Origin of the sequence: Mycobacterium stomatepiae (genome assembly GCF_010731715.1) — a bacterium.
In the GTDB taxonomy this organism is placed as follows: Bacteria; Actinomycetota; Actinomycetes; order Mycobacteriales; family Mycobacteriaceae; genus Mycobacterium; species Mycobacterium stomatepiae.
In genome coordinates, this window is the sequence record NZ_AP022587.1 from 1,444,725 (window position 1) to 1,468,081 (window position 23,357).

The following is a 23,357-nucleotide window of genomic DNA, read 5'->3' on the forward strand; positions in this document are numbered from 1 at the left end:
GCGTTACCCCCGTCCCGTCTTCACGTTCGGCGAAGCGTGGCGTTCGCGGGCGACCTGCTGGACCGCGCCCAGACCGTTGTACGCGGGCTTTGCCAGCGTCCGGGACTTCGAGGCCAGGAACACCAGCGGCCAGGTCACCAGGAACACCACGACGACGTCGAGGACCGTGGTCAGCCCCAACGTGAAGGCGAATCCGCGCACCTGGCCGATCGCCAGGCCGTACAGCACCGCCGCGGCGAGGAAGGTGACGGAGTTACCCGACAAGATCGTCCGGCGGGCACGGTCCCAGCCTCGTGGCACCGCCGACCGGAAGCTCTTGACTTCGCGTATCTCGTCCTTGATGCGCTCGAAGAACACCACGAACGAGTCGGCGGTGGTACCGATACCGATGATCAGACCGGCGATACCGGCCAGATCCAGGGTGTAGTTGATCTGTCTACCCAACAGCACCAGGATCGCGAAAATCATTGCGCCGGAAGCGATCAGGGATACCGCGGTCAGCAATCCCAGCACCCGGTAATACAGCAGCGAGTAGAGCAGCACCAGGATCAATCCGATTCCGCCCGCGATCAGCCCCGCGCGCAGCGAGGTCAATCCCAGTGTCGCAGAGACGGTTTGGGCCTCCGACGATTCGAAGGACAGCGGCAGCGAGCCGTATTTCAGGACGTTGGCCAACTGCTTGGCGGTCGTGGCGGTGAACGGCGGGTCGCCGCCGGAGATCTGGGTGCGACCGCCGGGGATCGCTTCCTGGATCATCGGCGCGCTGACGACCTGGGAGTCCAGCGTGAACGCGGTCTGGGTGCCGATATGGGCAGCGGTGAAATCGGCCCAGGTGTTCGCCGCGGCGGGCTTGAACTGAACGTCGACGACGTAGCCGATGCCGCGCTGGTTCATCGTCGAGCTGGCGTCCTGGATCTGATCGCCACTGATGATCGAGGGCCCCAGCATGTATACGTACTTGTGGTCGGTGGAGCAGGTGATCAGGGGCAGCGCAGGGTCGTCGTTACCGGCCAGAATGTCCTCTTTGTCGCAGTGGGCGGCCATCCACTGCTGAGCAACCATCTGGATGTAGGGGTTGTTGCTCTGCCGGAAGTCCTTCATCACCTTGATGCGGTCGGCGAGGTCCTTGCGCGGATCGGGCGGCCCCGGCACCTCCGGCGGCGGCGCATCGGCGGCCGGGCCGCCGGGTGCCGGCGCGGGGCTTGGAGCGGGTGCCGGGCTAGGCGAAGGCGGGGGGGCCTGCGGGTAGGGACGCGGCTGCGGCGCCGGCCGCCCGGACGGTGCGGGGTGGCCGGGAGGCGGTGCGGGCTGCCCGGCGGGCGGCGGTGCGGGCTGCCCAGCAGGCGGCGGTGCGGGCTGCCCGGCAGGTGGCTGGCCGGCGGGCGGCTTGGGTTCGGCGGCCTGCGCCGGCGAGGAGTTCAGCACCGGGCGAATGTAAAGCCGGGCGGTCTGTCCCAGGTTGCGGGCCTCGTTGCCGTCGTTGCCGGGCACGGTGATGACCAAGTTGTCTCCGTCGACCACGACCTCCGAACCGGAGACGCCCAGACCGTTGACGCGCGCGCTGATGATCTGCTGCGCCTGGGCCAGCGCTTCCCGGCTCGGGCGCGAGCCGTCCGGGGTGCGCGCGGTCAGCGTGACCCGGGTGCCGCCCTGCAGGTCGATGCCCAGCTTCGGGGCGGCGTGCTTGTCCCCGGTGAGAAACACCAGCAGGTAAGCGCCGATCAGCAAGACGAAGAAAACCGACAGGTGGCGGGCGGGGTGCACCGGCGCCGAAGACGATGCCACTTTCCTTATATCTCCTTGGTGATCGGTCTCTTACCCCGACAGAGCCTACGTGTCCGCCGCGCGGAAACCGCCCATCGGACCCGGGTGGTTACTGATCTTTGGTCACGCGACTCTCGTCCGCGGGACCTTGGGCGTCGGATTCCTCCAAGTCGGATTCCTCCAAGTCGTCGTCCTCGTCGAAGTCGTCCTCCGGCAGGATCTTGTCGCGGATGGCCAGCTTCATCCAGGTGGTCACCACGCCGTCGGCGATCTCGAGGTCGACGGTGTCGTCGGTGAGGGCGACGACGGTGGCCTCCATACCGGACGTCGTGTGCACGCGGTCCCCCGGCTGCAGCGACTCGTGCAGGTCGATGGTGGCCTGCATCGCCTTCTTCTGGCGACGCGACGCCAGGTACATGAACCCGCCCATGATGAGCAGGAACGGCAGGAACAAAACCAAACTCTCCATCGAACGTGCCTGTCTTTCGTATCGGTATTGCTGGGCTTTCGAGGATCCAGTGTGCCCGTCCAGTCTGGCAGGCCGCGGGTCGCAACCGATCGGCACCTGCGTGGACCGTCCGGGACGGGCGCCGCAGCCGAATCCTCGGCAGGCGTCAAGACGCCTGGAACAGTTAGGCTTTCAGCGCGACGCGACGCGCGTGTCGCCGGGAGGAGGATGTCGTGGCCAGCCTCGAACAGACCCGCCAGCTGGTTACCGAAATCCCCGGTCCCCGGTCGCTGGAGCTCAACAAGCGCCGCACCTCGGCGGTGTCCCACGGCGTCGGCGTCTCCCTGCCCGTGTTCGTCGCGCGGGCCGGCGGCGGCATCGTCGAGGACGTCGACGGAAACCGGCTGATCGACCTGGGCTCCGGCATCGCCGTCACCACGATCGGCAACTCCTCGCCTCGGGTGATCGACGCGGTGCGCGAGCAGGTCGCCGAGTTCACCCACACCTGCTTCATGGTCACGCCGTACGAGTCCTACATCGCGGTGGCCGAAGAGCTGAACCGGATCACCCCGGGTTCGGGCGAGAAGCGTTCGGTGCTGTTCAACTCCGGCGCCGAGGCCGTCGAGAACGCCATCAAGATCGCGCGCTCCTACACCCGCAAACCCGCCGTCGTCGCCTTCGACCACGCCTATCACGGCCGCACCAACATGACGATGGCGCTGACGGCCAAGTCGATGCCGTACAAGAGCGGCTTCGGCCCGTTCGCACCGGAGATCTACCGGGCACCGATGTCCTACCCCTACCGCGACGGCCTGCTCGATAAGGATCTGGCCACCGACGGCGAACTGGCCGCCGCGCGGGCGATCAGCGTGTTCGACAAGCAGATCGGCGCCGCCAACCTGGCCGCCGTCATCATCGAACCGATCCAGGGCGAGGGCGGATTCATCGTCCCGGCCGAGGGCTTCCTGCCCGCGCTGGTGGACTGGTGCCGCAAAAACAATGTGGTGTTCATCGCCGACGAGGTGCAAAGCGGCTTCGCGCGCACCGGGGCGATGTTCGCCTGCGAGCACGAAGGCATAGAACCTGACCTGATCTGCACCGCCAAGGGCATCGCCGGCGGCCTACCGCTCTCTGGGGTGACGGGTCGCGCCGAGATCATGGACGCCCCGCACGTCAGCGGCCTGGGCGGCACCTTTGGCGGCAACCCCGTCGCCTGCGCGGCGGCCCTGGCCAGCATCGAGACCATCGAGAAGGACGACCTGATCGCGCGGGCCCAGCAGATCGAGCGGCTGACCACCGACGTGCTGCTGCGGATGCAGGCCGGCGACGACCGGATCGGCGACGTGCGCGGCCGCGGCGCCATGATCGCCGTCGAGCTGGTCAAGTCCGGCACCAGCGAACCCGACGCCACGCTGACGAACAAGCTGGCCACCGCGGCCGGCGCCGCCGGAGTCATCGTGCTGACCTGCGGCATGTTCGGCAATGTGATCCGACTGTTGCCCCCGCTGACCATCAGCGACGAGCTCCTGATCGAGGGCCTCGAGGTCCTGCGCCTGCTGCTGGCCGACCTGTAACTCGCGGCCTACCGTGGCCGACTGGTCCGCCGGCACGCACACCCGGCCCGCCAGCGCCTTGCTTCGACCGGCCGGGCATCGCATCGTCGGTCCGTACCCTGGTGGGCGATCTCACAGCGAAGCCCCAGGCAAAATCCATTGAGGAATACCTTTAGCTTCGCTAACGTTCTAACTGTCAGCGCAACGTCGCGCCAACAGCCTGAACTTCTCAGCAATGCAAGGAACTGTTATGTCGACTACCACTCGCGAAGAGCGGCTCGAACGCCGCATTGAGAATCTGACCGCCACCGACCCACAGTTTGCCGCCGCCAAGCCGGACCCGGCGGTCGTCGAGGCCCTCGATCACCCTGGACTGGGACTTTCGCAGATCGTCCAGACCGTGCTCGATGGCTACGGTGACCGCCCGGCCCTGGGCCAGCGCGCCGTCGAATTCGTCGAGGACCCCAAGAGCGGGCGCACCGTGCTGGGTCTGCTCCCCCGCTTCGACACCATCACCTACACCGAGCTGCGCGAACGCGTCGACGCGGTGGCCCGCGCCCTGACCGACGACGGGCTGCGGCCGGGCGACCGGGTGGCGGCGCTGGGCTTCAACAGCGTCGACTTCACGACGATCGACGTCGCACTAGCAATGGCCGGCGCGGTGTCCGTCCCGCTGCAGACCAGCGCGGCCGTCGCGCAGCTCACGCCGATCGTGACCGAGACCGAACCCGCCGCCTTCGCGGCGAGCGTGAACCAGCTGGCCGACGCCGTCGAGCTGATCCTCGGCGCCGACCACCGGCCCAGCAAGCTCGTGGTGTTCGACTACCACCCCGAGGTCGACGACGAGCGAGAAGCCGTGGACAGCGCCCGCGCGCGGTTGACCGACGCCGCGGTCCCCGTCGAGCCGCTAGCCGATGTGCTGCGGCGCGGCGCTGCGCTGCCTGCCACACCGGCCGCGGACGTCGACAACGACGCACTGGCCCTGTTGATCTACACCTCCGGCAGCACCGGCGCGCCCAAGGGCGCGATGTATCCCGGGCGCAACGTCGGCAAGATGTGGTGCCGGTCCGGCCGCAACTGGTTCCGCGAGACCGTCGCGTCGATCACCCTGAACTTCATGCCGATGAGCCACGTGATGGGACGCGGCATCCTCTACGGCACGCTCGGCAACGGCGGCACGGCCTACTTCGCCGCCCGCAGTGACCTGTCCACCCTGCTGGAAGACCTCGAGCTGGTGCGGCCCACCGAGATGAACTTCGTGCCGCGCATCTGGGAGACGTTGTACAGCGAATACCAGCGCCGCGTCGACCGCGGCGGCACCCACGCCGAGGTGATGCACGAGATCGCGCAGGATCTGCTGGGCGGGCGGTTCATCTTCGCGGCGACGGGCTCGGCACCCACCTCCCCGGACCTGAAGGCGTGGGTGGAAGAGCTGCTCGACATGCACCTGCTGGACGGCTACGGCTCGACCGAGGCCGGGATGGTGCTGTTCGACGGCGAGGTGCAGCGTCCGCCGGTAATCGACTACAAGCTGGTCGACGTGCCGGACCTGGGCTACTTCGCGACCGACCGGCCGTACCCGCGCGGCGAGCTGTTGCTCAAGACGGAGAACATGTTCCCCGGCTATTACAAGCGCCCGGAGACCACCGCCGGGGTGTTCGACCCGGACGGCTGCTACCGCACCGGCGACGTCGTGGCGGAGATCGCGCCCGACAAGTTGGTGTACGTCGACCGACGCAACAACGTGCTCAAGCTGGCGCAGGGCGAGTTCGTCACCGTGGCCAAGCTGGAGGCGGTGTTCGGCAACAGCCCGCTGGTGCGCCAGATCTACGTCTACGGCAACAGCGCGCACCCCTACCTGCTGGCGGTCGTCGTGCCCAGCGAAGAGGCACTGCAACGCTATGGCGCCGACGAGCTCAAGCCGCGCATAGCCGACTCGCTGCAGTCGGTCGCCAAGGAGGCCGGCCTGCAGTCCTACGAGGTGCCGCGCGACTTCCTAGTCGAGACAACACCTTTCACGCTGGAGAACGGTCTGCTGACCGGCATCCGCAAGCTGGCGTGGCCAAAGTTGAAGCAGCACTACGGCGAACGGCTCGAACAGCTGTACGCCGACCTGGCCGCAGGTCAGGCCAACGAGCTGAGCGAGCTGCGCGGCAGCGGCGCCGACGCGCCGGTGCTGCAGACGGTGAGCCGGGCCGCGGCCGCCCTGCTGGGTGCGGCCAGCACCGAGCTGACGCCCGACGCCCACTTCACCGATCTGGGCGGAGACTCGTTGTCGGCGTTGACATTCGGCAACCTGGTGCACGAGATCTTCGAGATCGACGTGCCGGTGGGCGTGATCGTCAGCCCGGCCAACGACCTGGCCGCGATCGCCGCCTACATCGAGGCCGAACGCCAGGGCACCAAGCGGCCCAGCTTCGCTTCTGTTCACGGGGGGGTGCACGGTCGCTTCGAACCCGGGCAAGCCGTCGAGGTGCACGCCAGCGACCTGACGCTGGACAAGTTCCTCGACGCCGAGACCCTGGCGGGCGCACCGAACCTGCCGGCGCCCACCTCGGACGTGCGCACTGTGCTGCTGACCGGCGCCACCGGCTTCCTCGGCCGCTACCTGGCCCTGGAATGGCTGGAGCGCATGGACCTGGTCGACGGCAAGGTGATCGCGCTGGTCCGCGCCAAGTCCGACGACGACGCCCGCGCCCGGCTGGACAAGACCTTCGATAGCGGTGACCCCAAGCTGCAGGCGCACTACCAGCGGCTGGCCGCCGATCACCTCGAGGTCATCGCCGGCGACAAGGGCGAGGCCAACCTCGGCCTGGACGCGGCAACCTGGCAGCGGCTGGCCGACACCGTCGACCTGATCGTCGACCCGGCCGCGCTGGTCAACCACGTGCTGCCCTACAGCGAGCTGTTCGGCCCCAACGCATTGGGCACCGCCGAGCTGATCCGCATCGCGCTGACCGGTAAGAAGAAGCCGTACGCCTACGTGTCCACGATCGGTGTGGGCGACCAGATCAAGCCGGGTGCGTTCGTCGAGGACGCCGACATCCGCGAGATCAGTGCCACCCGCCAGATCAACGACAGCTACGCCAACGGCTACGGCAACAGCAAGTGGGCCGGCGAGGTGCTGCTGCGGGAGGCCAACGACCTGTGTGGCCTGCCGGTGGCGGTGTTCCGCTGCGACATGATCCTGGCCGACACCAGCTATGCCGGTCAGCTCAACGTGCCGGACATGTTCACCCGCATGATGCTGAGCCTGGTGGCCACCGGCATCGCGCCGGCGTCGTTCTACGAGCTCGACGCCGACGGCAACCGGCAGCGGGCGCACTACGACGGGCTGCCGGTGGAGTTCATCGCCGAAGCCGTCTCCACGCTGGGGGCGCAGAACGTGGAAAGCTTCCAGACCTACCACGTGATGAACCCCTACGACGACGGCATCGGAATGGACGAGTTCGTCGATTGGCTGATCGCGGACGGCAACTCGATTCAGCGGATCGCCGAGTACGGCGACTGGCTGCCGCGGTTCGAGACCGCGCTGCGGGGGCTACCGGAGAAGCAGCGCAATGCCTCACTGTTGCCGCTGCTGCACAACTACCAGAAGCCGGAGCACCCGATCCGCGGATCGATCGCCCCGACCGATCGGTTCCGCGCGGCGGTTCAGGACGCGAAAGTCGGCCCGGGCAAGGACATCCCGCACATCTCGGCGCCGATCATCAACAAGTACATCAGCGACCTACACCTGCTGGGTCTGCTGTAAGAACAGAAAGGTCGCCGGCCCGTCGAGGGCCGGCGACCTTTCTGTTTGATTGCCTAACTCTGGGGGTGCGGCCAGCGCATGTACGACGACGCGCCCGGTGCGGGCGCGGCGTCCGCGCGGTGCTTGCGCCAACCGCCGGTCTTCGGCCCGTCGGACGATTCCACCCGCGGGGTGGTCAGGGCGTCCGGCTGCACCTCGCGATGCGGCTCTTCGAGCCCTGACATGTAAACGGGCTCGCTGGCCGCCGGCACCGCTGCCGACCGCACCCGCGCGAGGGCCTCGATATCGCTGGCCAGTCGCACCGCCAGCCGCGCCAGCGCGATGCCGCCGACGAAGACGATCAACGCGCCGAGACCGGAGAAGTATGAAATCTCGAGCGCCGCGCGCTTGCGGTCGGTCACTGCGACCGGGTCTCCGGCAGACCCGATCCCCAGCATCGGGGCGACCTGACCACCGATTACGAACCAGGCGCCGGCGACCACCGCCAGCCACCCGCCCACAATCGCGGTGATCCGATTTCCGGAAAAGATCAGCAGTAGGCCGCCGAGCGCGGTGACGCCACCCGGCAACACCTCGAGCCAGCCGCGAGCCGTGTTCCATGCCCACTCTTTGTCGGGCGTGTACGCGAAATCGAAGTACGGGCCGATGAACGGTATCAACGCACCCCAAGCACCCAGAACGATCAGGACCAACCCGCAAACCGCACCGCGCGAGCGTGGCATCCACAGCCTGCCCGGATGGCCATCTTGTGCGTAGTTCATTTACATCCCCCTATTGACGCCGGACTACTTCAGCATCGCGTGGGTACCCTGCGCTGCACGGTTGTAACCTCTGGCGGCTCCCCGATGCCGTGACCAGAGTGAACCGTGATTCTCGTGTTATGTAACGAGGCCGATGACCAGCAGCACGATGGCGATCAACGGAAATATCCCCTGTGCCACCGCGGCCCGGGCCTTGTCCGGCGCCGACACCACCAGCACGACCGCGGCCGCGGCCATCGATCCGACGCCGGCAAAGACCAGCGCGGCGCCCACCGCCTGATGTCTCATCGCGAACTCGGCGATCCCGATCCCGGTGACGATCCCCAGGAAAAGGTTGTAAAAGCCCTGATTGAAGGCGAGCAGCTTGGTGGTCTCGGCCTCCTGCTCCGTGGTACCGAAGGTGGCGCGGGTACGCGGTGAGGTCCAGGTCAGCGACTCCATCGTGAAGATGTAGACGTGCAGCAGCGCCGCAAGCGCGGCGAATGCCAATCCGGCGGTGATCATGGCGCCTCCTCTTCCGATGGTCGCGACCCGCTTCGCCCAGCGCGCAACGCTCGCGATCGCTGCTACTCGAACAGCCCCGGTTGGGCCCAGCTGGTGGCCCCGGCCGGCGGTGTCATACCCAGATGAGTCCAGGCCAGCGCGGTGGCCACCCGGCCCCGCGGCGTCCGCGCGATCATGCCGGCGCGCACCAGGAACGGCTCGCACACCTCCTCGACGGTGGTCGACTCCTCCCCGACCGCCACCGCGAGCGTCGAAACCCCGACCGGCCCGCCACCGAAGCTTCGGGTCAGCGCCGACAGCACCGCCCGGTCCAGCCGGTCGAGCCCCAGCTCGTCGACGTCGTAGACCTCCAGCGCGGACTTGGCGACATCGCGGGTGATCACCCCGTCGGCCCGCACCTCGGCGAAGTCCCGGACCCGGCGCAACAGCCGGTTGGCGATCCGCGGCGTGCCGCGCGACCGTCGCGAAATTTCCACGCTGGCCGGAGGTTCCAGCTCGATGCCGAGGATCCCGGCCGAACGTACCAGCACCCGTTCGAGATCGGCCGGCTCGTAGAAATCCATGTGCGCGGTGAAACCGAAGCGGTCGCGCAGTGGCCCGGTCAGCGCGCCGGACCGGGTGGTCGCGCCGACCAGCGTGAACGGCGCCACCTCCAGCGGAATCGACGTTGCCCCAGGGCCTTTGCCCACCACGACGTCGACCCGGAAGTCCTCCATCGCGAGGTAGAGCATCTCCTCGGCCGGCCGGGCGATGCGGTGGATCTCGTCGATGAACAACACGTCGTGCTCGACCAGATTTGACAGCATCGCGGCCAGGTCGCCGGCGCGCTCCAGCGCCGGCCCCGAGGTCACCCGCAGCGAGGACCCGAGTTCGGCGGCGATGATCATCGCCAGCGACGTCTTGCCCAATCCCGGAGGGCCGGACAGCAGGATGTGATCCGGTGTGCCGCCTCGATTTTTGGCGCCCTCGAGGACCAGCTGCAGCTGTTCGCGGACCCGGGACTGGCCGATGAACTCCCGCAGCGAGCGGGGCCGCAGGCTGACGTCGATATCGCCCTCCCCGACGGTCAGCGCCGGCGACAGGTCGCGATCCGCGTAGTCCTCGGAGTCGTCGCTCATTTGGACTTACCGAGCAGCGACAGCGCGGCCCGCAACGCGTCGGAAGTCGTTGCCTGCTCGCCCTTTTCGCGGCTGGCCGCCAGCACGTTGTTGGTGGCATCCTCGGCCTGCTTGGCCGCGAAGCCCAGGCCGACCAGCGCCTCGACCACCGGGCCCCGCACCGCGTGGCCATTGATGCCCGCCCCCGCCGGCGCCGCCACGGGCGTGCCGGCCGCATAGATCTTGTCGCGCAACTCGAGAACCATCCGCTCGGCGCCGCGCTTGCCGATCCCGGGCACCCGGGTCAGCGCCGTGACGTCGCCGTCGGCCAGGGCCTGACGCAGCGCCGCGGCGTCGTGCACGGCCAGGGTCGCCATCGCCAGCCGCGGCCCGACGCCCGACACCGACAGCAGCGTCAGGAACAGGTCGCGTGTCTCGCCGTCGATAAAGCCGTACAGCGTCTGCGAATCCTCGCGAACGATCATCGCGGTGATCAGGCGGGCTTCGCTGCCGGTGCGCAACGTCGCCAGCGTCGACGGCGTGGCGTTCACCCGGTAGCCGACTCCGGCGGCTTCGATCACTACATGGTCGAGCGCCACCTCTAGCACCTCACCGCGCACCGAGGCGATCATCGGCCCGCTCCCGCCCTCGTGGCCTTGGCCTTCGCCGCCAACTTGGCCCGGTAGGCCTGGCGCGCCTCGGCGGCCATCGCCTCGGCCGCCGCCATCCGGGCCAGCATCGGCGCTCGCCAGCAATGGCAGATCGCCAGCGCCAACGCGTCGGCGGCGTCGGCCGGCGTCGGTTTGGCTTGCAACTCAAGGATTCTGGTGACCATCGCGGTGACCTGAGCCTTGTCGGCGGCGCCGTTGCCGGTGACCGCGGCCTTGACCTCGCTGGGGGTATGGAAGTAGACGCCGATATCGCGTTTGGCCGCCGCGAGCGTGACCACGCCACCGGCTTGCGCGGTGCCCATCACGGTCGACGCATTGTGCTGGGCAAACACCCGCTCGATCGCGACGACGTCGGGACGATGCGTGTCCATCCAGTACTCGACGGCGTCGCTGATGGCCAGCAGTCGTGCGGACAGCACGGCATCCGACGGGGTACGCACCACGTCGACGTCCAGCGCGACGATATTTCGGCCGCGCCCGCTTTCGACCACGGACAGCCCGCATCGGGTGAGTCCGGGGTCGACGCCCATCACGCGCATAGCAGCTCCAACTCCACTTCTTGCAAATACGGTGGCCCGAACAGCTGTTCGATAGCGTAGCGGTCGGGTCCGACGGCACCGGACAGGACACGCGGACCCGGGAAAAGCTGTTAACTTAAGCCGACGTTCGCTCCACCGCCGCGGCGACGGGAGGGTTTGCGTGGGAACAGTGCTGGTGGTGCTGGCTGCGGTGCTGTTCATCGCGTCCATCGTCGTGCTCGTCATCGCGGCACGGCGACCTAAGTCGGCGGCCGCGCCGCGCGGGCGCCGCGACCCCCTGTCCTTCGACGCGATGCCGCAGTTCGGGCCCCGGCAGCTGGGACACGGCGCCATCGTCAGTTACGGCGGCATCGACTACGTGGTCCGCGGGTCGGTGACGTTCCGCGAGGGGCCGTTCGTGTGGTGGGAGCACCTGTTGGAGGGCGGCCAGCTGCCGACGTGGTTCGCGGTCGAGGAGGACGACGGTCGCCTCGAGCTCGTCATGTGGGTCACCCGCAAGGACATCACGCTGCAGCCCGGGGACCGGTACCTGGTCGACGGGATGGCGTTTCACGAGTCGGAACGCGGCCGCGCTTCGTATACGACCGAGGGCACGACGGGCCTGCCGGCCGGCGGCGAGATGGAGTTCGTCGACTGCGCCAACGCCGACCAGACCGTGCTGCTCTCCTTCGAGCGCTGGGCACCCGGCACGCCCTGGGAGATCTCGACGGGCAAGCCGGCGTCGCCGGGCGAGCTCACCGTCTACCCGGCGCCCGCGCCGGGCTCCCCGTAGGACCGCGAGGTGCCGCTCTATCAGCTCGCCGTAGCTCCCGCCGACGTGTCCGGGAGCAGGCTGCGGCTCGCACTCAACGCTCCTGCGCCACCGCTGCTGGCCAGTCATTCCCTGCGGCATCCCGACGGCAGCGCGCTGCGGCTCGGGGTGCTCGGCGCCTCCCACCTCGTCACGGTCGATCACGTTGCCCACACGTTCTCCGAGCAGGTGTCCTGCACCGCCGACAGCGAGGCCGGCAAGCTGCCCGAGCGTGCCGAAGCCTGCGGATATTCGCTGGAATCGGCCACCACCACGCGCGACGAGGCCACGTTTCGCCAACTGGCGCGTGAGCTGCGCGAGCGGTGCCGAGCCGATACCGCTTGGCTCGGCGGCACCTTCCCCGGTGATGATGCGGCACTGACCGTGCTGGCCGCCGAACCCGACGGCCCCGGCTGGCGCTGGCAGACGTGGCACCTGTACCCGCAGCGTCCGCTGGGGTCTGGCGGGGTGGTGGTTCACACGGCGAGCCGGTGGCGGCCGTGAGCCGCAAACAACTGTTCTGGCTCGGCGGCGGACTCGCCGCGGCGTCGGTGGTGTCCTTGGTCATCGGAATCGTATTGCTGCAGAAGGACATTGGCGGATATATCGCGAGCAACTATCGCGAGTACGCTCGCGACGTCAACGCCACGCGATACCTGTGCAGCGGATCGCCCGATCAGGTGGCCGACGCGCTCGCCGACTATCAGGAACCCGAGGCTCGGGCCGACAACGACAACACCGAGTACCTGCGCTACAGCGACAACATCGTGACCGTCGGCCCGGATGGCAGCCACCCGTGCAGCATTCGCGTCGAAAGCCTCAGCGCCGGTTACAGCCACGGGTCCTACGTCTTCCTCGGCCCCGGGTTCAGTCCCGGATCCCCGTCGAGTGGTTCCGGCGGCAGCCCCGGCGGCCCGGGCGGCACCAAATAGCAAAGGAGACAACCGTGTACCTCGCCTTCGATATCGGAAACGTGGATCTCGATCCCGTCCTGAAAGGCGTCGTCGCGACGCTGCTGTACTTCGTCGTCGGCATGGCCGTCCTGCTCGTCGGGTTCTACATGGTCGACGTGCTGACCCCGGGCAAGCTGCGCCAGCTGGTCTTCGTCGACCGCCGGCCCAACGCCGTCGTGGTCGCCAGCGCCATGTACGTCGCGCTGACCACCGTGATCGTCAGCGCCATCGTGAACAGCTACAGCCAGCTGGCGCAGGGACTCGTCGGCGTGGCGGTGTACGGGTTCATGGGTGTGATCCTGTTGGGAATCGCACTGCTGACACTGCATCTGGTGATCCCGGGCAGCTTCCACGCGCACGTCGACGACCCCGAGCTGCACCCCGGCTCGTTCGCGGTGGCGCTGATGCTGTTGGCGGTCGGAGGAGTGACCGCCGCCGCGGTGTCATGACCACTACGCAGGAGGCCGCACGGTCGGCGACGACGCGCTGGCGAGCCCTGCTGCTCGCCGCTGTCGCGGCCTGCGCGGCGTGCGGCATCATCTACGAGTTGGCGCTGCTGACGCTGTCGGCCAACCTCAATGGCGGCGGCATCGTCGCCACCTCGCTGATCGTCGCCGGCTATATCGCGGCGCTGGGCGTGGGTGCACTGCTGGTCAAGCCGCTGCTGCGGCATGCGGGCATCGTCTTCGTCGCGGTCGAGGCGCTGCTGGGCATCGTCGGCGGGCTGTCGGCCGCGGCGTTGTATGCCGTGTTCGCGTTCCTGGACGGCGCGATCGGGTCGACGTGGGTGCTGGCGCTGGGCACCGCGCTGATCGGCGGTCTGGTCGGCGCCGAGGTGCCGCTGCTGATGACGCTGCTGCAGCAGCGGCCGGGTGGCCCCGCCAGAAACGCAGCAACGGATTCCGGCCGCACGCTGGCCAATCTCAATGCCGCCGACTACCTGGGGGCGCTGGTCGGCGGGCTGGTCTGGCCGTTCGCGCTGCTGCCGCATCTCGGGATGATCCGCGGCGCCGCGGCGACCGGCGTCATCAACCTGGTCGCGGCGGCCATTGTGGCGATGTTCCTGCTGCGGCGGGTGATCTCCACCGCGCAGCTGGCCACGGCGCTGTGCGCCCTCACCGCGGCCCTCGGGCTGCTGATCGTGCTCCTGGTGCACGCGCACGACATCGAAATAACAAGCCGCCAAAGGCTTTACGCCGACCCGATCATCGCCTACCGGCACACCGCCTACCAGGAGATCGTGGTCACCCGCCGCGGCAACGACACCCGGCTTTATCTGGACGGCGGCTTGCAGTTCTCCACCCGCGACGAATACCGCTACACCGAAAGTCTCGTCTATCCGGCGCTCGGCAGGGGCGCCCGCTCGGTGCTGGTGCTGGGCGGCGGCGACGGGCTGGCGGCACGAGAGCTGTTGCGCCAGAAAGGTATCGACAAGATCGTGCAGGTGGAGCTCGATCCCGCGGTGATCGAGATCGCCCGCACCACGTTGCGCGACGCCAACGCCGGGGCGCTGGACGACCCGCGGGTGTCCGTCGTGATCGACGACGCGATGCGCTGGCTTCGGGCCTCGGCTCCGCAGCTGCGACCGCCCGGCGGATTCGACGCCGTCATCGTCGACCTGCCCGACCCGGACACCCCGGTGCTGGGCCGGCTGTATTCAACCGAGTTCTATGCCCTCGTCGCGCATGCACTTTCACCGAACGGGCTGGTCGTCGTCCAGGCCGGCCCGTTTTCCACGCCGACGGCGTTCTGGCGCAAGGTGTCATCGATGCGTTCGGCCGGATATGCGGTCACGCCATACCACGTGCATGTGCCGACGTTCGGCGACTGGGGTTTCGCCCTCGCCCGGCCCGGCGACATCGCGCCGATCCCCACGATGCCCACCGACGCGCCACCGCTGCGCTACCTTAATCCGCAGGTGCTGGCGGCCGCGACGGTGTTCTCCGACGACATCGCGCCGCGGCCGCTGGAGCCGTCGACGCTGGACAACCCGCGCATCGTCGAGGACATGCGGCACGGCTACGACTAGTTCGCTAGTCCTCGTCGAGAGCGGCCAGCACCTCGTCCGACAGGTCGACGTTGGTCCAGACGTTCTGCACGTCGTCGCTCTCTTCGAGCGCGTCGACGAACTTGAACACCTTGCGCGCGCCGTCGACGTCGACGGGCACGCTGACCGACGGCTGGAAGCTGGCCTCGGCCGAGTCGTAGTCGATGCCGGCGTCCTGCAGCGCGGTGCGCACCGCGACCAGATCGGTCGGCTCGGAGATCACCTCGAAAGTCTCGCCCAGATCGTTGACGTCCTCGGCGCCGGCGTCCAGCACGGCGGTCAACACGTCGTCCTCACTTAGCCCGTTCTTCTCCAGCGTGACCACGCCCTTGCGGGTGAACAGGTAGGACACCGATCCGGGATCCGCCATGTTGCCGCCGTTGCGGGTCACCGCCACCCGCACCTCGCCGGCCGCGCGGTTGCGGTTGTCGGTCAGGCATTCGATCAGCACCGCGACGCCGTTGGGCCCGTAGCCCTCGTACATGATCGTCTGGTAGTCGGCGCCACCGGCTTCCTCGCCGGCGCCGCGCTTGCGGGCGCGCTCGATGTTGTCGTTGGGCACCGAGGTCTTCTTCGCCTTCTGAATGGCGTCGTAGAGCGTCGGGTTGCCGGCCGGGTCCCCGCCGCCGGTCCGGGCGGCGACCTCGATGTTCTTGATCAGCCGGGCGAACTCTTTGCCGCGGCGCGCGTCCTTGACGGCCTTCTGGTGCTTCGTGGTCGCCCACTTGGAATGGCCGCTCATCGTCGTCCTACCTCGCTTTTCCTCTTGCTTCTTGACCAGACGAGTCTACGTGGACGCTCGGGGCGGGTTGCCCGGCCACTGCCACGGGCCGGTTTCGGACCCTGACATTTGGAGAACCCGGTACACGTGAATCAGCCGAAAGAACCCGAGGACGCGACGAAGTCGACCGAGGAACAGCGCCAGCATCAGGAACAACTCGAGCACCAGCACGAGGACCCGGACGCGCCGGGCTTGCACCAGTCCCAGCGCAATGTGCCGGACGAGACCACGCGCTAGCTGCGGCCCGTGACGATGTCGACGAACAGTTGATGGATGCGCCGGTCCCCCGTCATCTCCGGGTGAAACGCCGTCGCCAGCTTCGGCCCCTGCCGGACGGCGACGACGTGTCCCGCCGCCCTGGCCAACACCTGCACGCCATCACCGACGCGCTCGACCCACGGCGCCCGGATGAACACCGCCCGCACCGGGCCGTCCAATCCCGCGAACTCGACGTCACCTTCGAACGAATCGACTTGACGTCCAAAAGCGTTGCGTCGCACCGTGATATCGATCCCACGCAGCGGTAGCGCCTGGCGTCCATTGGCGCCGGCATCGAGAATCTCGCTCGATAGCATGATCATTCCGGCGCACGCGCCATACGCCGGCAGCCCGTCGGCCAGCCGCGCCCGCAGCGGCTCGAGCAGGCCGAGGTCGAGCAGCAGGTGGCTCATCGTGGTGGATTCGCCGCCCGGGATGACCAGCCCGTCGATTGCCTCGATCTCGCCGCGGCGGCGCACCGGCATCGACTCGGCTCCTGCGTCGCGCAGCGCGGCCAGATGCTCCCGGGTGTCGCCTTGCAGCGCCAAGACGCCGATCTTCGGGCGGCTCACGACTGGTATCCGCGTTTGAAGCGGGTCAGCCCCTCCTGCATGACCGCAGCGACCATCTCGCCGGACTGCGTGAAGATCTTGCCCTGGCACAGCGAGCGACCGCCGCTGGCCGACGGCGAGGACTGGTCGTAGAGCAGCCACTCGTCGGCCCGGAATGCACGCATGAACCACATCGCGTGGTCCAGCGAGGCAACCTGCAGATGCTCGCGCACGTCGAGGTGGGTGACCTGCGCCGAACCCAGCAGCGTGAGGTCGCTCATGTAGGCCAGGGCGCAGATGTGCAGCACCGGGTCGTTCGGCAGCGGGTCACGGTGCCGGAACCACACCTGTTGCTGAGATGCCTTGCCGGGCAACAACTCCAAGCGCTCGCGCGGCACGATGCAAACGTCCCACTCCTCGAACTGCTTGAATCCGGCATCGTCGAAGACCTTGATCGAATCCAGCCCGGGTAGGCCGTCGGGCGGCGGCGCGGCCGGCATCGGGTCCTGGTGGTGAATGCCTTCCTGATCGGTCTGGAAGGACGCCCCCATGTTGAAGATGATCTCGCCGTGCTGGATGGCGTTGACCCGCCGAGTGGCAAACGAACCGCCGTCGCGGGTGCGCTCGACGAGGAAAACCGTGGGCTCCCTGGGGTCCCCGGGCCGTAGGAAGTAGCCGTGCAGCGAGTGCACCTGGTAGCGCGGGTCGACGGTGCGCACCGCCGAGACCAGCGACTGGCCGGCGACGTGGCCTCCGAAGGTGCGCTGCAGGAATCCGGATTCCGGGCTAAAGACGCTGCCACGGTAGATGTTGACCTCGAGTTGCTCGAGATCAAGGATCTCTTCGATAGCCACAGATCGTTCTTACCAGCCGCGTTGGGCCAGGCGGTGCGGCTCCGGGACCTGCTCGACGTTGATGCCGACCATCGCCTCGCCGAGGCCGCGCGAGACCTTGGCCAGCACGTCCGGATCGTCGTAGAACGTGGTGGCCTTGACGATCGCGGCGGCGCGCTGGGCGGGGTCGCCGGACTTGAAGATGCCCGAGCCGACGAAGACGCCCTCCGCGCCCAGTTGCATCATCATCGCCGCGTCGGCCGGGGTCGCGATGCCGCCCGCGGTGAACAAGGTGACCGGCAGCTTGCCGGCCCGGGCCACCTCGACGACGAGATCGTAGGGTGCTTGCAATTCCTTTGCGGCAACGAATAATTCGTCTTGCGCCAACGATGTCAGACGACGGATCTCACCGCCGATGGCCCGCATGTGGGTGGCCGCGTTGGATACGTCGCCGGTGCCGGCTTCGCCCTTGGAGCGGATCATCGCCGCACCCTCGCTGATGCGCCGCAGCGCCTCACCGAGATTGGTTGCCCCGCACACGAACGGCACGGTGAACTTCCACTTGTCGATGTGGTGGGTGTAGTCGGCGGGCGTGAGCACCTCGGACTCGTCGACGTAATCCACGCCGAGGCTCTGCAGGATCTGCGCCTCGACGAAATGTCCGATACGAGCCTTGGCCATCACCGGGATGGTGACCGCGGAGATGATGCCCTCGATCATGTCGGGGTCGCTCATCCGCGACACCCCACCCTGCGCGCGGATATCGGCGGGTACTCGCTCCAGCGCCATGACCGCGACGGCGCCGGCGCCCTCCGCGATGCGGGCCTGCTCCGGGGTGACGACGTCCATGATGACGCCACCCTTGAGCATCTCGGCCATGCCGCGCTTGACGCGCGCCGTTCCCGTCACTGCCTGGCTGGACTGTGCGCCGCTTTCCACTAGCCCCTTCTCTCCTTGTCCCATTCGAGCTTCCACTCTAGTGGTTGGCACAAAATCGGTTTTTCCGCCGTTTGTGTGAGGTTTCTATGGCCGTTTGATGTTCATGTGAGTTTGCTATGGACCGGTTGACCTGTGTCACACACGCGGCAAATAGCCGCGAAATCGTGTTAGAAATACCGCCGGATATCCGCAGCACGCCATTGCGCTCCTTTGCCGGATATCCATCGGGGGGCGTTGGCCCTCGTCACTTCGGCCGCGTCGCTTAGCGTTTGGCGTTCGGCCTTCGGCCTTCGGCGTTTGGCGTTTGGCCGAGAACGACGACCAAGAAGGGGGTCTATGTTGCTGGACTACGGACTGTTGCCGCCGGAAATAAATTCCGCACGCATGTATGGGGGGCCGCGGTCGGGGGCGATGTGGGCAGCGGCCGAAGTCTGGGACACCGTGGCAGCCGAGTTGGGTTATACGGCAAGCGCTTTCGATTCGACGGTGTCGTCGCTGACCGGCGGGCCCTGGCGGGGCCCGGCGTCGAAGGCGATGGCGACCGCGGCCGCTCCGTACGTGCAGTGGTTGACCGCGACGTCGGCAAACGCGGAGCGGGTGGCCATCCAGACCCGATTATCGGCCGGTGCGTTCGAGGCGGCGTTTGCCGCGACGGTGCCACCCGAGGTCGTCGTGGCCAACCGCACGCTGCTGATGACGCTGATCGCGACCAACATCTTGGGTCAGAACACCGCGGCGATCGCGGCGACCGAGGCCGAATACGCCGAAATGTGGGCCCAGGATGTGGCGGCCATGGTGGGCTACGACGCCAGCACCACGGCGGCCGGGGCCGGGCAGACTCCGTTCAGCGCACCGCCGCTGACGCTGACCAGCCTGCCCACCGCTAGGTTCGTCCCCTTGGGTGAACAGTTGTTGGAATCGATGATGCAGACGCTGACGGGTCACCTGACGGATCCGATGACGCAGCTGCAGATGCTCTCGACGCCGGCCCAGTTCGCGATGGAACCGATGAATAACCTGATTGGCCAGGCCATGTCCGGCTCCAACTCGTTGCCGAGCACTGCCGGCGGCGTTTCGGCGGCCCATCCGCTGCTGGCGTCCGCCGTGAGTCCCGAGACGAGTCGCGTGGTCAGCGCGAGTACCGGACGGGCGGCCTCGATTGGTCCGTTGTCCGTGCCGGCGAGCTGGGTCAATGCCACGTCGGCGGCGCCCGCAATTCCGGCGATGGCCGAGGGGTCCACCGCCACCGTGAGCCCGATTTCGGCGAGCGCGGCCACAACACCACCCTCGATCAACATGCCCGCCCGATTGGCAGGCGCCGCGGCGGCCGCCGCGGCCCGCAAAGGCTCCGACATCGCGCCCGGTGCTGGCCTCGCCGTCAGGCGCTCCCGATGACGTTCGTGATCACCGACCCCGAAGCGATAGGGACGGCGGCCGGCGAGTTGCGCGCGCTCGGTTCGGCGCTGCATGAGACGAACGCCGCAGCGGCGGCCCCGATGACGGGAGTGCAACCGCCGGCGACGGATTCAGTATCGGTGCGAACGGCGGCACAGCTGGTCGCACAGGCTGAGCAGTATCAGGCGCTCAGCACGAAGGCGAAACTATTTCACGACCAGTTCGTCAATACCCTGCGCGTCGCGAAGAACGCGTATGCCGAAACCGAAGTCGCCAACAAAGCGACCATGCGGGCGGCGTCGGCGCAGGACAACGTCGCGCTGATCATGGGCGGCACCGGAAATCCGAAACCGAGCGTCGAGTACATGACCTCGGTCCAGCTGGCGTTCCTGCAGAAGTACCCGGGCTACCGACTGGTGAGTCTGCATACTCCGGAAGAGCTCTGGCCGATCACCGGCCTCAACAGCCGAACCTTCGGCAGATCGGTCGCCGAGGGTTTCGCAACCTTGAACAACGCAATACTGGACCAGACCGCCGCCGGCAACAAGGTTGTCGTGATGGGCTATTCGCAGAGCGCAACCATCGCCAGCATGCAAATGCGATATCTGGAGGGCCTTCCGGCCGCCCTACGGCCCAGTACGAACCTGCTGGACTTCGTCTTGGCGGCCAATCCGAACAACCCGGCGGGCGGCGTTCTGACGCACCTGATCCCGGGATTCGGAGAGTTTCGCTTCGCCACGCCGCTGACGACGTCTTATGCGACGTCGATATTCACGCTGCAATACGACGCGATCGCCGACTTCCCGAGGAATCCGTTGTGGCTTCCGACTGGCGTGAACTCGCTGTTCAGCTTGCTCAAAGCGCACCACATGGCTACCTACGTCACCGCCGCAGACACTGTCACCGCCATCCAAACTCAGATTGGCAACGTGACGATGAACTTCATGCCCAACCTGCAATTACCACTGCTCGATCCGCTACGGATGTACGTCCCCATCCTGGGAAATCCGGTAGCAGACTTGCTCCAACCGTTCCTCAAGCCGGTCGTCGACCTGGGCCATCTCGGGTTGCTCCCAAGTCCACTCAGCGTCACGGGAGCCATCGGTCCCGGCACCGCGGCGGGAATCACGAATCCGTTGGTGGCCGGGTTGCCGGCACCGGGCTCCACCGGAATGCCGCCACTGATCCCCACCGGTATGGCGAGCGGGTTCTAGCTCGGCGGATGGACTGCAGCCGGGGCAGCCGGCCCGATGTCGTGGTCGGCCACCGCGACGGATTTTCAACACCTGTTCAGCCGGTAGATGCGACGAGCGTCACATTGTGCTAAATATTGTGACGGCTATTTGCGCAGGCCGTGGCTGCTGGTGCGAATCAAAGGGTGGGATCCCTCGTCACACCGGCCGTAACGGTGGGCCGAGAAGAGGTCCCGGATGTTGCCGGATTTCGTGCTATTGCCGCCGGAGATCAATTCCGCCCGCATGTACGCCGGCCCGCGCTCGGGGACCATCTGGGCGGCCGCGGCGGCCTGGGACGCGCTGGCCGCGCAGTTGGCCTCGGCGGCAAGTGCCTTCGCGTCGACGGTGTCGACGCTGACCGGCGGGGTCTGGCAGGGCCCGGCGTCGATGATGATGGCAACCGCGGCAACTCCCTGCGTGCGGTGGTTAACCGGGACGTCGGCAAAGGCAGAGCTGGTGGCCAACCAAGCCCGCTTATCGGCGGGCGCGTTCGAGGCCGCGTTCACCGCCACGGTGCCCCCCGAGGTCGTCGCGGCCAACCGTGCCCTGCTGATGATGCTGATCGCGACGAACATCCTGGGTCAGAACACCGCGGCGATCGCGGCGACCGAGGCCGAATACGCCGAGATGTGGGCCCAGGACGTCGCGGCCATGACGGGCTACGACGCCGCCACCACCGCGGCCGAAGCCGGATGGACACCGTTCAGCGACCCGCCCCTGACGCTGTTTGGCCTGCCCCCCACCCCCACTTACCCCTCGCCCCTCGACCAGCTGATCAACTCGCTGCTCAATTCGCTGACCCAGCAGCTGACGAACCCGATGACGCAGCTGCAGATGCTCTCGATGCCCGCGCAGTTCGCGATGGAACCGATGCAAATGGCGATGGGCCAGCTCATGTCCGGCGCGAATCCGTTGCTGAGCAGTGCCGCCGGTGTCCCGTCGGTGAGTCCGGTGCTGACGTCGACGGTCGGTCCGGGGATGGGCGGTACGAGCGCGGTGCAGCTCGCCGGCACGGTCTCGGCAGGCATCGGCCGGGCCGCCACGGTCGGGCCGTTGTCGGTGCCCTCGACCTGGGCCAATGCCACGCCGGCGGTACCCCGGATTCCCGCGGCGACCGGGGTGGCCAGTGCCGCGGTAAGCCCGGTGTCGGCGGGCGTGGGTGCAACGCCGTCGCTGCCCTCGATCAACGTGCCGGGGCGATTGGGGCCACGGTCACTCCGGCGGTGGCCGCGGCCCCCAAAGCCGTGGCACCTCGCGCGGCAGCCGAGTAGGCAGGCGGCGCGCCGAATGAACTACGTGATCGCCGACCCCGACGCGATAGGGACAGCTGCCGACGAGTTGCAAGGGATCGGGTCGGCCCTGGAAGCCACGAACGCGGCCGCGGCAGCCCCGACGACCGGAGTGCTACCACCGGCCACCGATTCGGTATCGGCGCGCACCGCCGCATTTCTGGACGCGCAGGCCGCGCAATACCAGGCGCTCAGCGCGCAGGCGGAACTGTTCCACAACCAGTTCGTGCAAACCCTGATCACCGCGCAGAACGCCTACGCAGAAGCCGAGGTATCCAATACGGCCGCCCTGCAGTCGACCTCGGGCAACCAGATTGCGCTGATCATGGGCGGTACCGGCAACCCGACACCCAGTGACGCCTATTTGCAGGAGGTCTACCAAACGTTCGTCCTCCCGAATTACCCTGGCTATTCCGCGAAGGGTCGATACACGCCCGAGCAGTTGTGGCCGCTCACCGGCATCAACAGCCAAACCTTCGGGCAGTCGGTCCAAGAGGGCATCGCGATACTGAACAACGCGATCATGACCCATAGCGCCGCGGGCGACCAACTCCTTGTGGTCGGCTACTCGCAGAGCGCCACGATCGCCACCATGGAGATGCGCTATCTCGACTCCCTGCCCGCCGTCCTGCGGCCGAGCCCCAACCTGCTGAACTTCATGATGCTCGCCGATCCGAACAATCCGGTGACCGGCGGTATCCTGACCCGCTTTATCCCGGGATTCTTCACCGGATTTCACGTGCCGACGCCGTTAGACACCATCTACACGACCGCCATTTACGGCATCCAGTACGACCCCGTCGCCCAGTTTCCCGCAGGCATTTTCAATATCTCGGCCGACCTCAACGCCCTTTTCGGCTTTCCGCTGCACACCCAGACTCCGTTGCTGACCGCTGCGCAACTTGCCACCGCGATCCAACAGCAGATTGGCAACACCACCTACTTCATCGTTCCCACCATGAACTTGCCGCTGTTGGATCCGCTGCGGATGATCCCCATCTTGGGCAACCCCCTGGCCGACTTGCTGCAACCGTTCCTGCAGCCGTTGGTCGAGTTCGGCTACGCCACTGGGCTGCCCGGGCCGCTACAGTCCATCAGCTCGCTCGCCATTGCCGGCGCGAGCCCGGGTATCTCGGTCCCGCTGGCTACGGGACTGCCGCCGCTGGCCTCCGTCGCTGTCGCCAACGGGTTCTAG

Annotated in this window: 22 protein-coding genes and 1 pseudogene; 12 read left to right on the forward strand and 11 right to left on the reverse strand. The window is 67.5% G+C overall.

What is annotated here, in order from left to right:
- Nucleotides 1-3: 3 nt before the first annotated feature.
- On the reverse strand, nt 4-1,785 hold the full coding sequence (gene secD, locus G6N54_RS06790) for a protein translocase subunit SecD (RefSeq protein WP_163789173.1): 1,782 nt from the start codon (nt 1,783-1,785) through the stop codon (nt 4-6).
- An 88-nt stretch (nt 1,786-1,873) separates the two neighbouring features.
- Nucleotides 1,874-2,233, reverse strand: a complete 360-nt coding sequence (gene yajC / locus G6N54_RS06795; RefSeq protein ID WP_163789175.1) for a preprotein translocase subunit YajC — start codon at nt 2,231-2,233, stop codon at nt 1,874-1,876.
- 212 nt (nt 2,234-2,445) lie between these two features.
- On the opposite strand from yajC, the gene gabT reads away from it, so the two are divergent.
- Nucleotides 2,446-3,786, forward strand: coding sequence for a 4-aminobutyrate--2-oxoglutarate transaminase (gene gabT / locus G6N54_RS06800; RefSeq protein ID WP_163789177.1), 1,341 nt, complete (start codon nt 2,446-2,448; stop codon nt 3,784-3,786).
- Nucleotides 3,787-4,015: 229 nt separating this feature from the next.
- Complete coding sequence (gene car / locus G6N54_RS06805) at nt 4,016-7,519, forward strand: carboxylic acid reductase (RefSeq protein WP_163789179.1); 3,504 nt, start codon at nt 4,016-4,018, stop codon at nt 7,517-7,519.
- A gap of 53 nt (nt 7,520-7,572) precedes the next feature.
- On the opposite strand, the gene G6N54_RS06810 is transcribed toward car, so the two are convergent.
- The 5 genes from G6N54_RS06810 to ruvC all read right to left on the reverse strand — a co-directional run bounded on the left by G6N54_RS06810 (nt 7,573) and on the right by ruvC (nt 11,091).
- The gene (locus G6N54_RS06810; RefSeq protein ID WP_163789181.1) at nt 7,573-8,280 is read right to left on the reverse strand and encodes a hypothetical protein; all 708 of its coding nucleotides are present in this window, start codon (nt 8,278-8,280) and stop codon (nt 7,573-7,575) included.
- Between the two features lie 117 nt (nt 8,281-8,397).
- Nucleotides 8,398-8,784 (reverse strand): DUF1304 domain-containing protein, encoded by a 387-nt coding sequence (locus G6N54_RS06815; protein WP_163789184.1) that lies wholly within the window; start codon nt 8,782-8,784, stop codon nt 8,398-8,400.
- 62 nt (nt 8,785-8,846) lie between these two features.
- Nucleotides 8,847-9,902, reverse strand: coding sequence for a Holliday junction branch migration DNA helicase RuvB (gene ruvB, locus G6N54_RS06820; protein ID WP_163789186.1), 1,056 nt, complete (start codon nt 9,900-9,902; stop codon nt 8,847-8,849).
- On the reverse strand, nt 9,899-10,513 hold the full coding sequence (gene ruvA, locus G6N54_RS06825; protein WP_163789188.1) for a Holliday junction branch migration protein RuvA: 615 nt from the start codon (nt 10,511-10,513) through the stop codon (nt 9,899-9,901). Before ruvA ends, ruvB begins: the two co-directional genes overlap by 4 nt.
- Entirely contained in the window at nt 10,510-11,091 is a 582-nt protein-coding gene (ruvC, locus tag G6N54_RS06830; RefSeq protein WP_163789189.1) for a crossover junction endodeoxyribonuclease RuvC, read from the reverse strand. The genes ruvA and ruvC overlap by 4 nt, the downstream gene beginning before the upstream one ends.
- 160 nt (nt 11,092-11,251) lie before the next feature.
- Between ruvC and G6N54_RS06835 the strand changes: the two genes are divergently transcribed.
- From G6N54_RS06835 to G6N54_RS06855, 5 genes are read left to right on the forward strand one after another with little or no spacing between them, the layout of a single operon-like run.
- Nucleotides 11,252-11,863, forward strand: a complete 612-nt coding sequence (locus tag G6N54_RS06835; RefSeq protein ID WP_163789191.1) for a DUF4178 domain-containing protein — start codon at nt 11,252-11,254, stop codon at nt 11,861-11,863.
- Nucleotides 11,864-11,872: 9 nt separating this feature from the next.
- Nucleotides 11,873-12,385, forward strand: a complete 513-nt coding sequence (locus G6N54_RS06840) for a DUF2617 family protein (RefSeq protein ID WP_163789193.1) — start codon at nt 11,873-11,875, stop codon at nt 12,383-12,385.
- Nucleotides 12,382-12,813 carry a DUF4247 domain-containing protein gene (locus G6N54_RS06845; protein ID WP_163789195.1) on the forward strand — a complete coding sequence of 144 codons (432 nt, stop codon included), beginning with the start codon at nt 12,382-12,384 and terminating at the stop codon, nt 12,811-12,813. The genes G6N54_RS06840 and G6N54_RS06845 overlap by 4 nt, the downstream gene beginning before the upstream one ends.
- A gap of 14 nt (nt 12,814-12,827) precedes the next feature.
- Nucleotides 12,828-13,283, forward strand: a complete 456-nt coding sequence (locus G6N54_RS06850) for a DUF350 domain-containing protein (protein WP_163789197.1) — start codon at nt 12,828-12,830, stop codon at nt 13,281-13,283.
- Entirely contained in the window at nt 13,280-14,863 is a 1,584-nt protein-coding gene (locus G6N54_RS06855; protein ID WP_163789198.1) for a polyamine aminopropyltransferase, read from the forward strand. The genes G6N54_RS06850 and G6N54_RS06855 overlap by 4 nt, the downstream gene beginning before the upstream one ends.
- Nucleotides 14,864-14,867: 4 nt before the next feature.
- On the opposite strand, the gene G6N54_RS06860 is transcribed toward G6N54_RS06855, so the two are convergent.
- Nucleotides 14,868-15,623 carry a YebC/PmpR family DNA-binding transcriptional regulator gene (locus tag G6N54_RS06860; RefSeq protein WP_163789200.1) on the reverse strand — a complete coding sequence of 252 codons (756 nt, stop codon included), beginning with the start codon at nt 15,621-15,623 and terminating at the stop codon, nt 14,868-14,870.
- Between the two features lie 126 nt (nt 15,624-15,749).
- On the opposite strand from G6N54_RS06860, the gene G6N54_RS06865 reads away from it, so the two are divergent.
- Nucleotides 15,750-15,899: a hypothetical protein gene (locus G6N54_RS06865; RefSeq protein ID WP_163787989.1), complete on the forward strand. Its 150-nt coding sequence runs from the start codon at nt 15,750-15,752 to the stop codon at nt 15,897-15,899.
- On the opposite strand, the gene pdxT is transcribed toward G6N54_RS06865, so the two are convergent.
- The 3 genes from pdxT to pdxS are packed head-to-tail and all read right to left on the reverse strand — an operon-like array spanning nt 15,896 to nt 18,213.
- Nucleotides 15,896-16,492, reverse strand: coding sequence for a pyridoxal 5'-phosphate synthase glutaminase subunit PdxT (pdxT, locus tag G6N54_RS06870; protein ID WP_163789202.1), 597 nt, complete (start codon nt 16,490-16,492; stop codon nt 15,896-15,898). The two genes, G6N54_RS06865 and pdxT, sit on opposite strands and share 4 nt — an antisense overlap.
- Complete coding sequence (gene tesB / locus G6N54_RS06875; protein ID WP_163789204.1) at nt 16,489-17,325, reverse strand: acyl-CoA thioesterase II; 837 nt, start codon at nt 17,323-17,325, stop codon at nt 16,489-16,491. Before tesB ends, pdxT begins: the two co-directional genes overlap by 4 nt.
- Nucleotides 17,326-17,334: 9 nt before the next feature.
- Complete coding sequence (gene pdxS, locus G6N54_RS06880) at nt 17,335-18,213, reverse strand: pyridoxal 5'-phosphate synthase lyase subunit PdxS (protein ID WP_372513165.1); 879 nt, start codon at nt 18,211-18,213, stop codon at nt 17,335-17,337.
- 366 nt (nt 18,214-18,579) lie between these two features.
- On the opposite strand from pdxS, the gene G6N54_RS06885 reads away from it, so the two are divergent.
- The 4 genes and pseudogenes from G6N54_RS06885 to G6N54_RS31010 all read left to right on the forward strand — a co-directional run bounded on the left by G6N54_RS06885 (nt 18,580) and on the right by G6N54_RS31010 (nt 23,357).
- Nucleotides 18,580-19,638, forward strand: coding sequence for a PPE family protein (locus tag G6N54_RS06885; protein WP_163789208.1), 1,059 nt, complete (start codon nt 18,580-18,582; stop codon nt 19,636-19,638).
- Nucleotides 19,635-20,852 carry a PE-PPE domain-containing protein gene (locus G6N54_RS06890; RefSeq protein WP_163789210.1) on the forward strand — a complete coding sequence of 406 codons (1,218 nt, stop codon included), beginning with the start codon at nt 19,635-19,637 and terminating at the stop codon, nt 20,850-20,852. The genes G6N54_RS06885 and G6N54_RS06890 overlap by 4 nt, the downstream gene beginning before the upstream one ends.
- Before the next feature lie 216 nt (nt 20,853-21,068).
- Nucleotides 21,069-21,596, forward strand: a pseudogene (locus G6N54_RS31820) (PPE family protein); the annotation flags it as partial.
- Between the two features lie 171 nt (nt 21,597-21,767).
- Nucleotides 21,768-23,357 carry a PPE family protein, SVP subgroup gene (locus G6N54_RS31010; RefSeq protein ID WP_456299237.1) on the forward strand — a complete coding sequence of 530 codons (1,590 nt, stop codon included), beginning with the start codon at nt 21,768-21,770 and terminating at the stop codon, nt 23,355-23,357.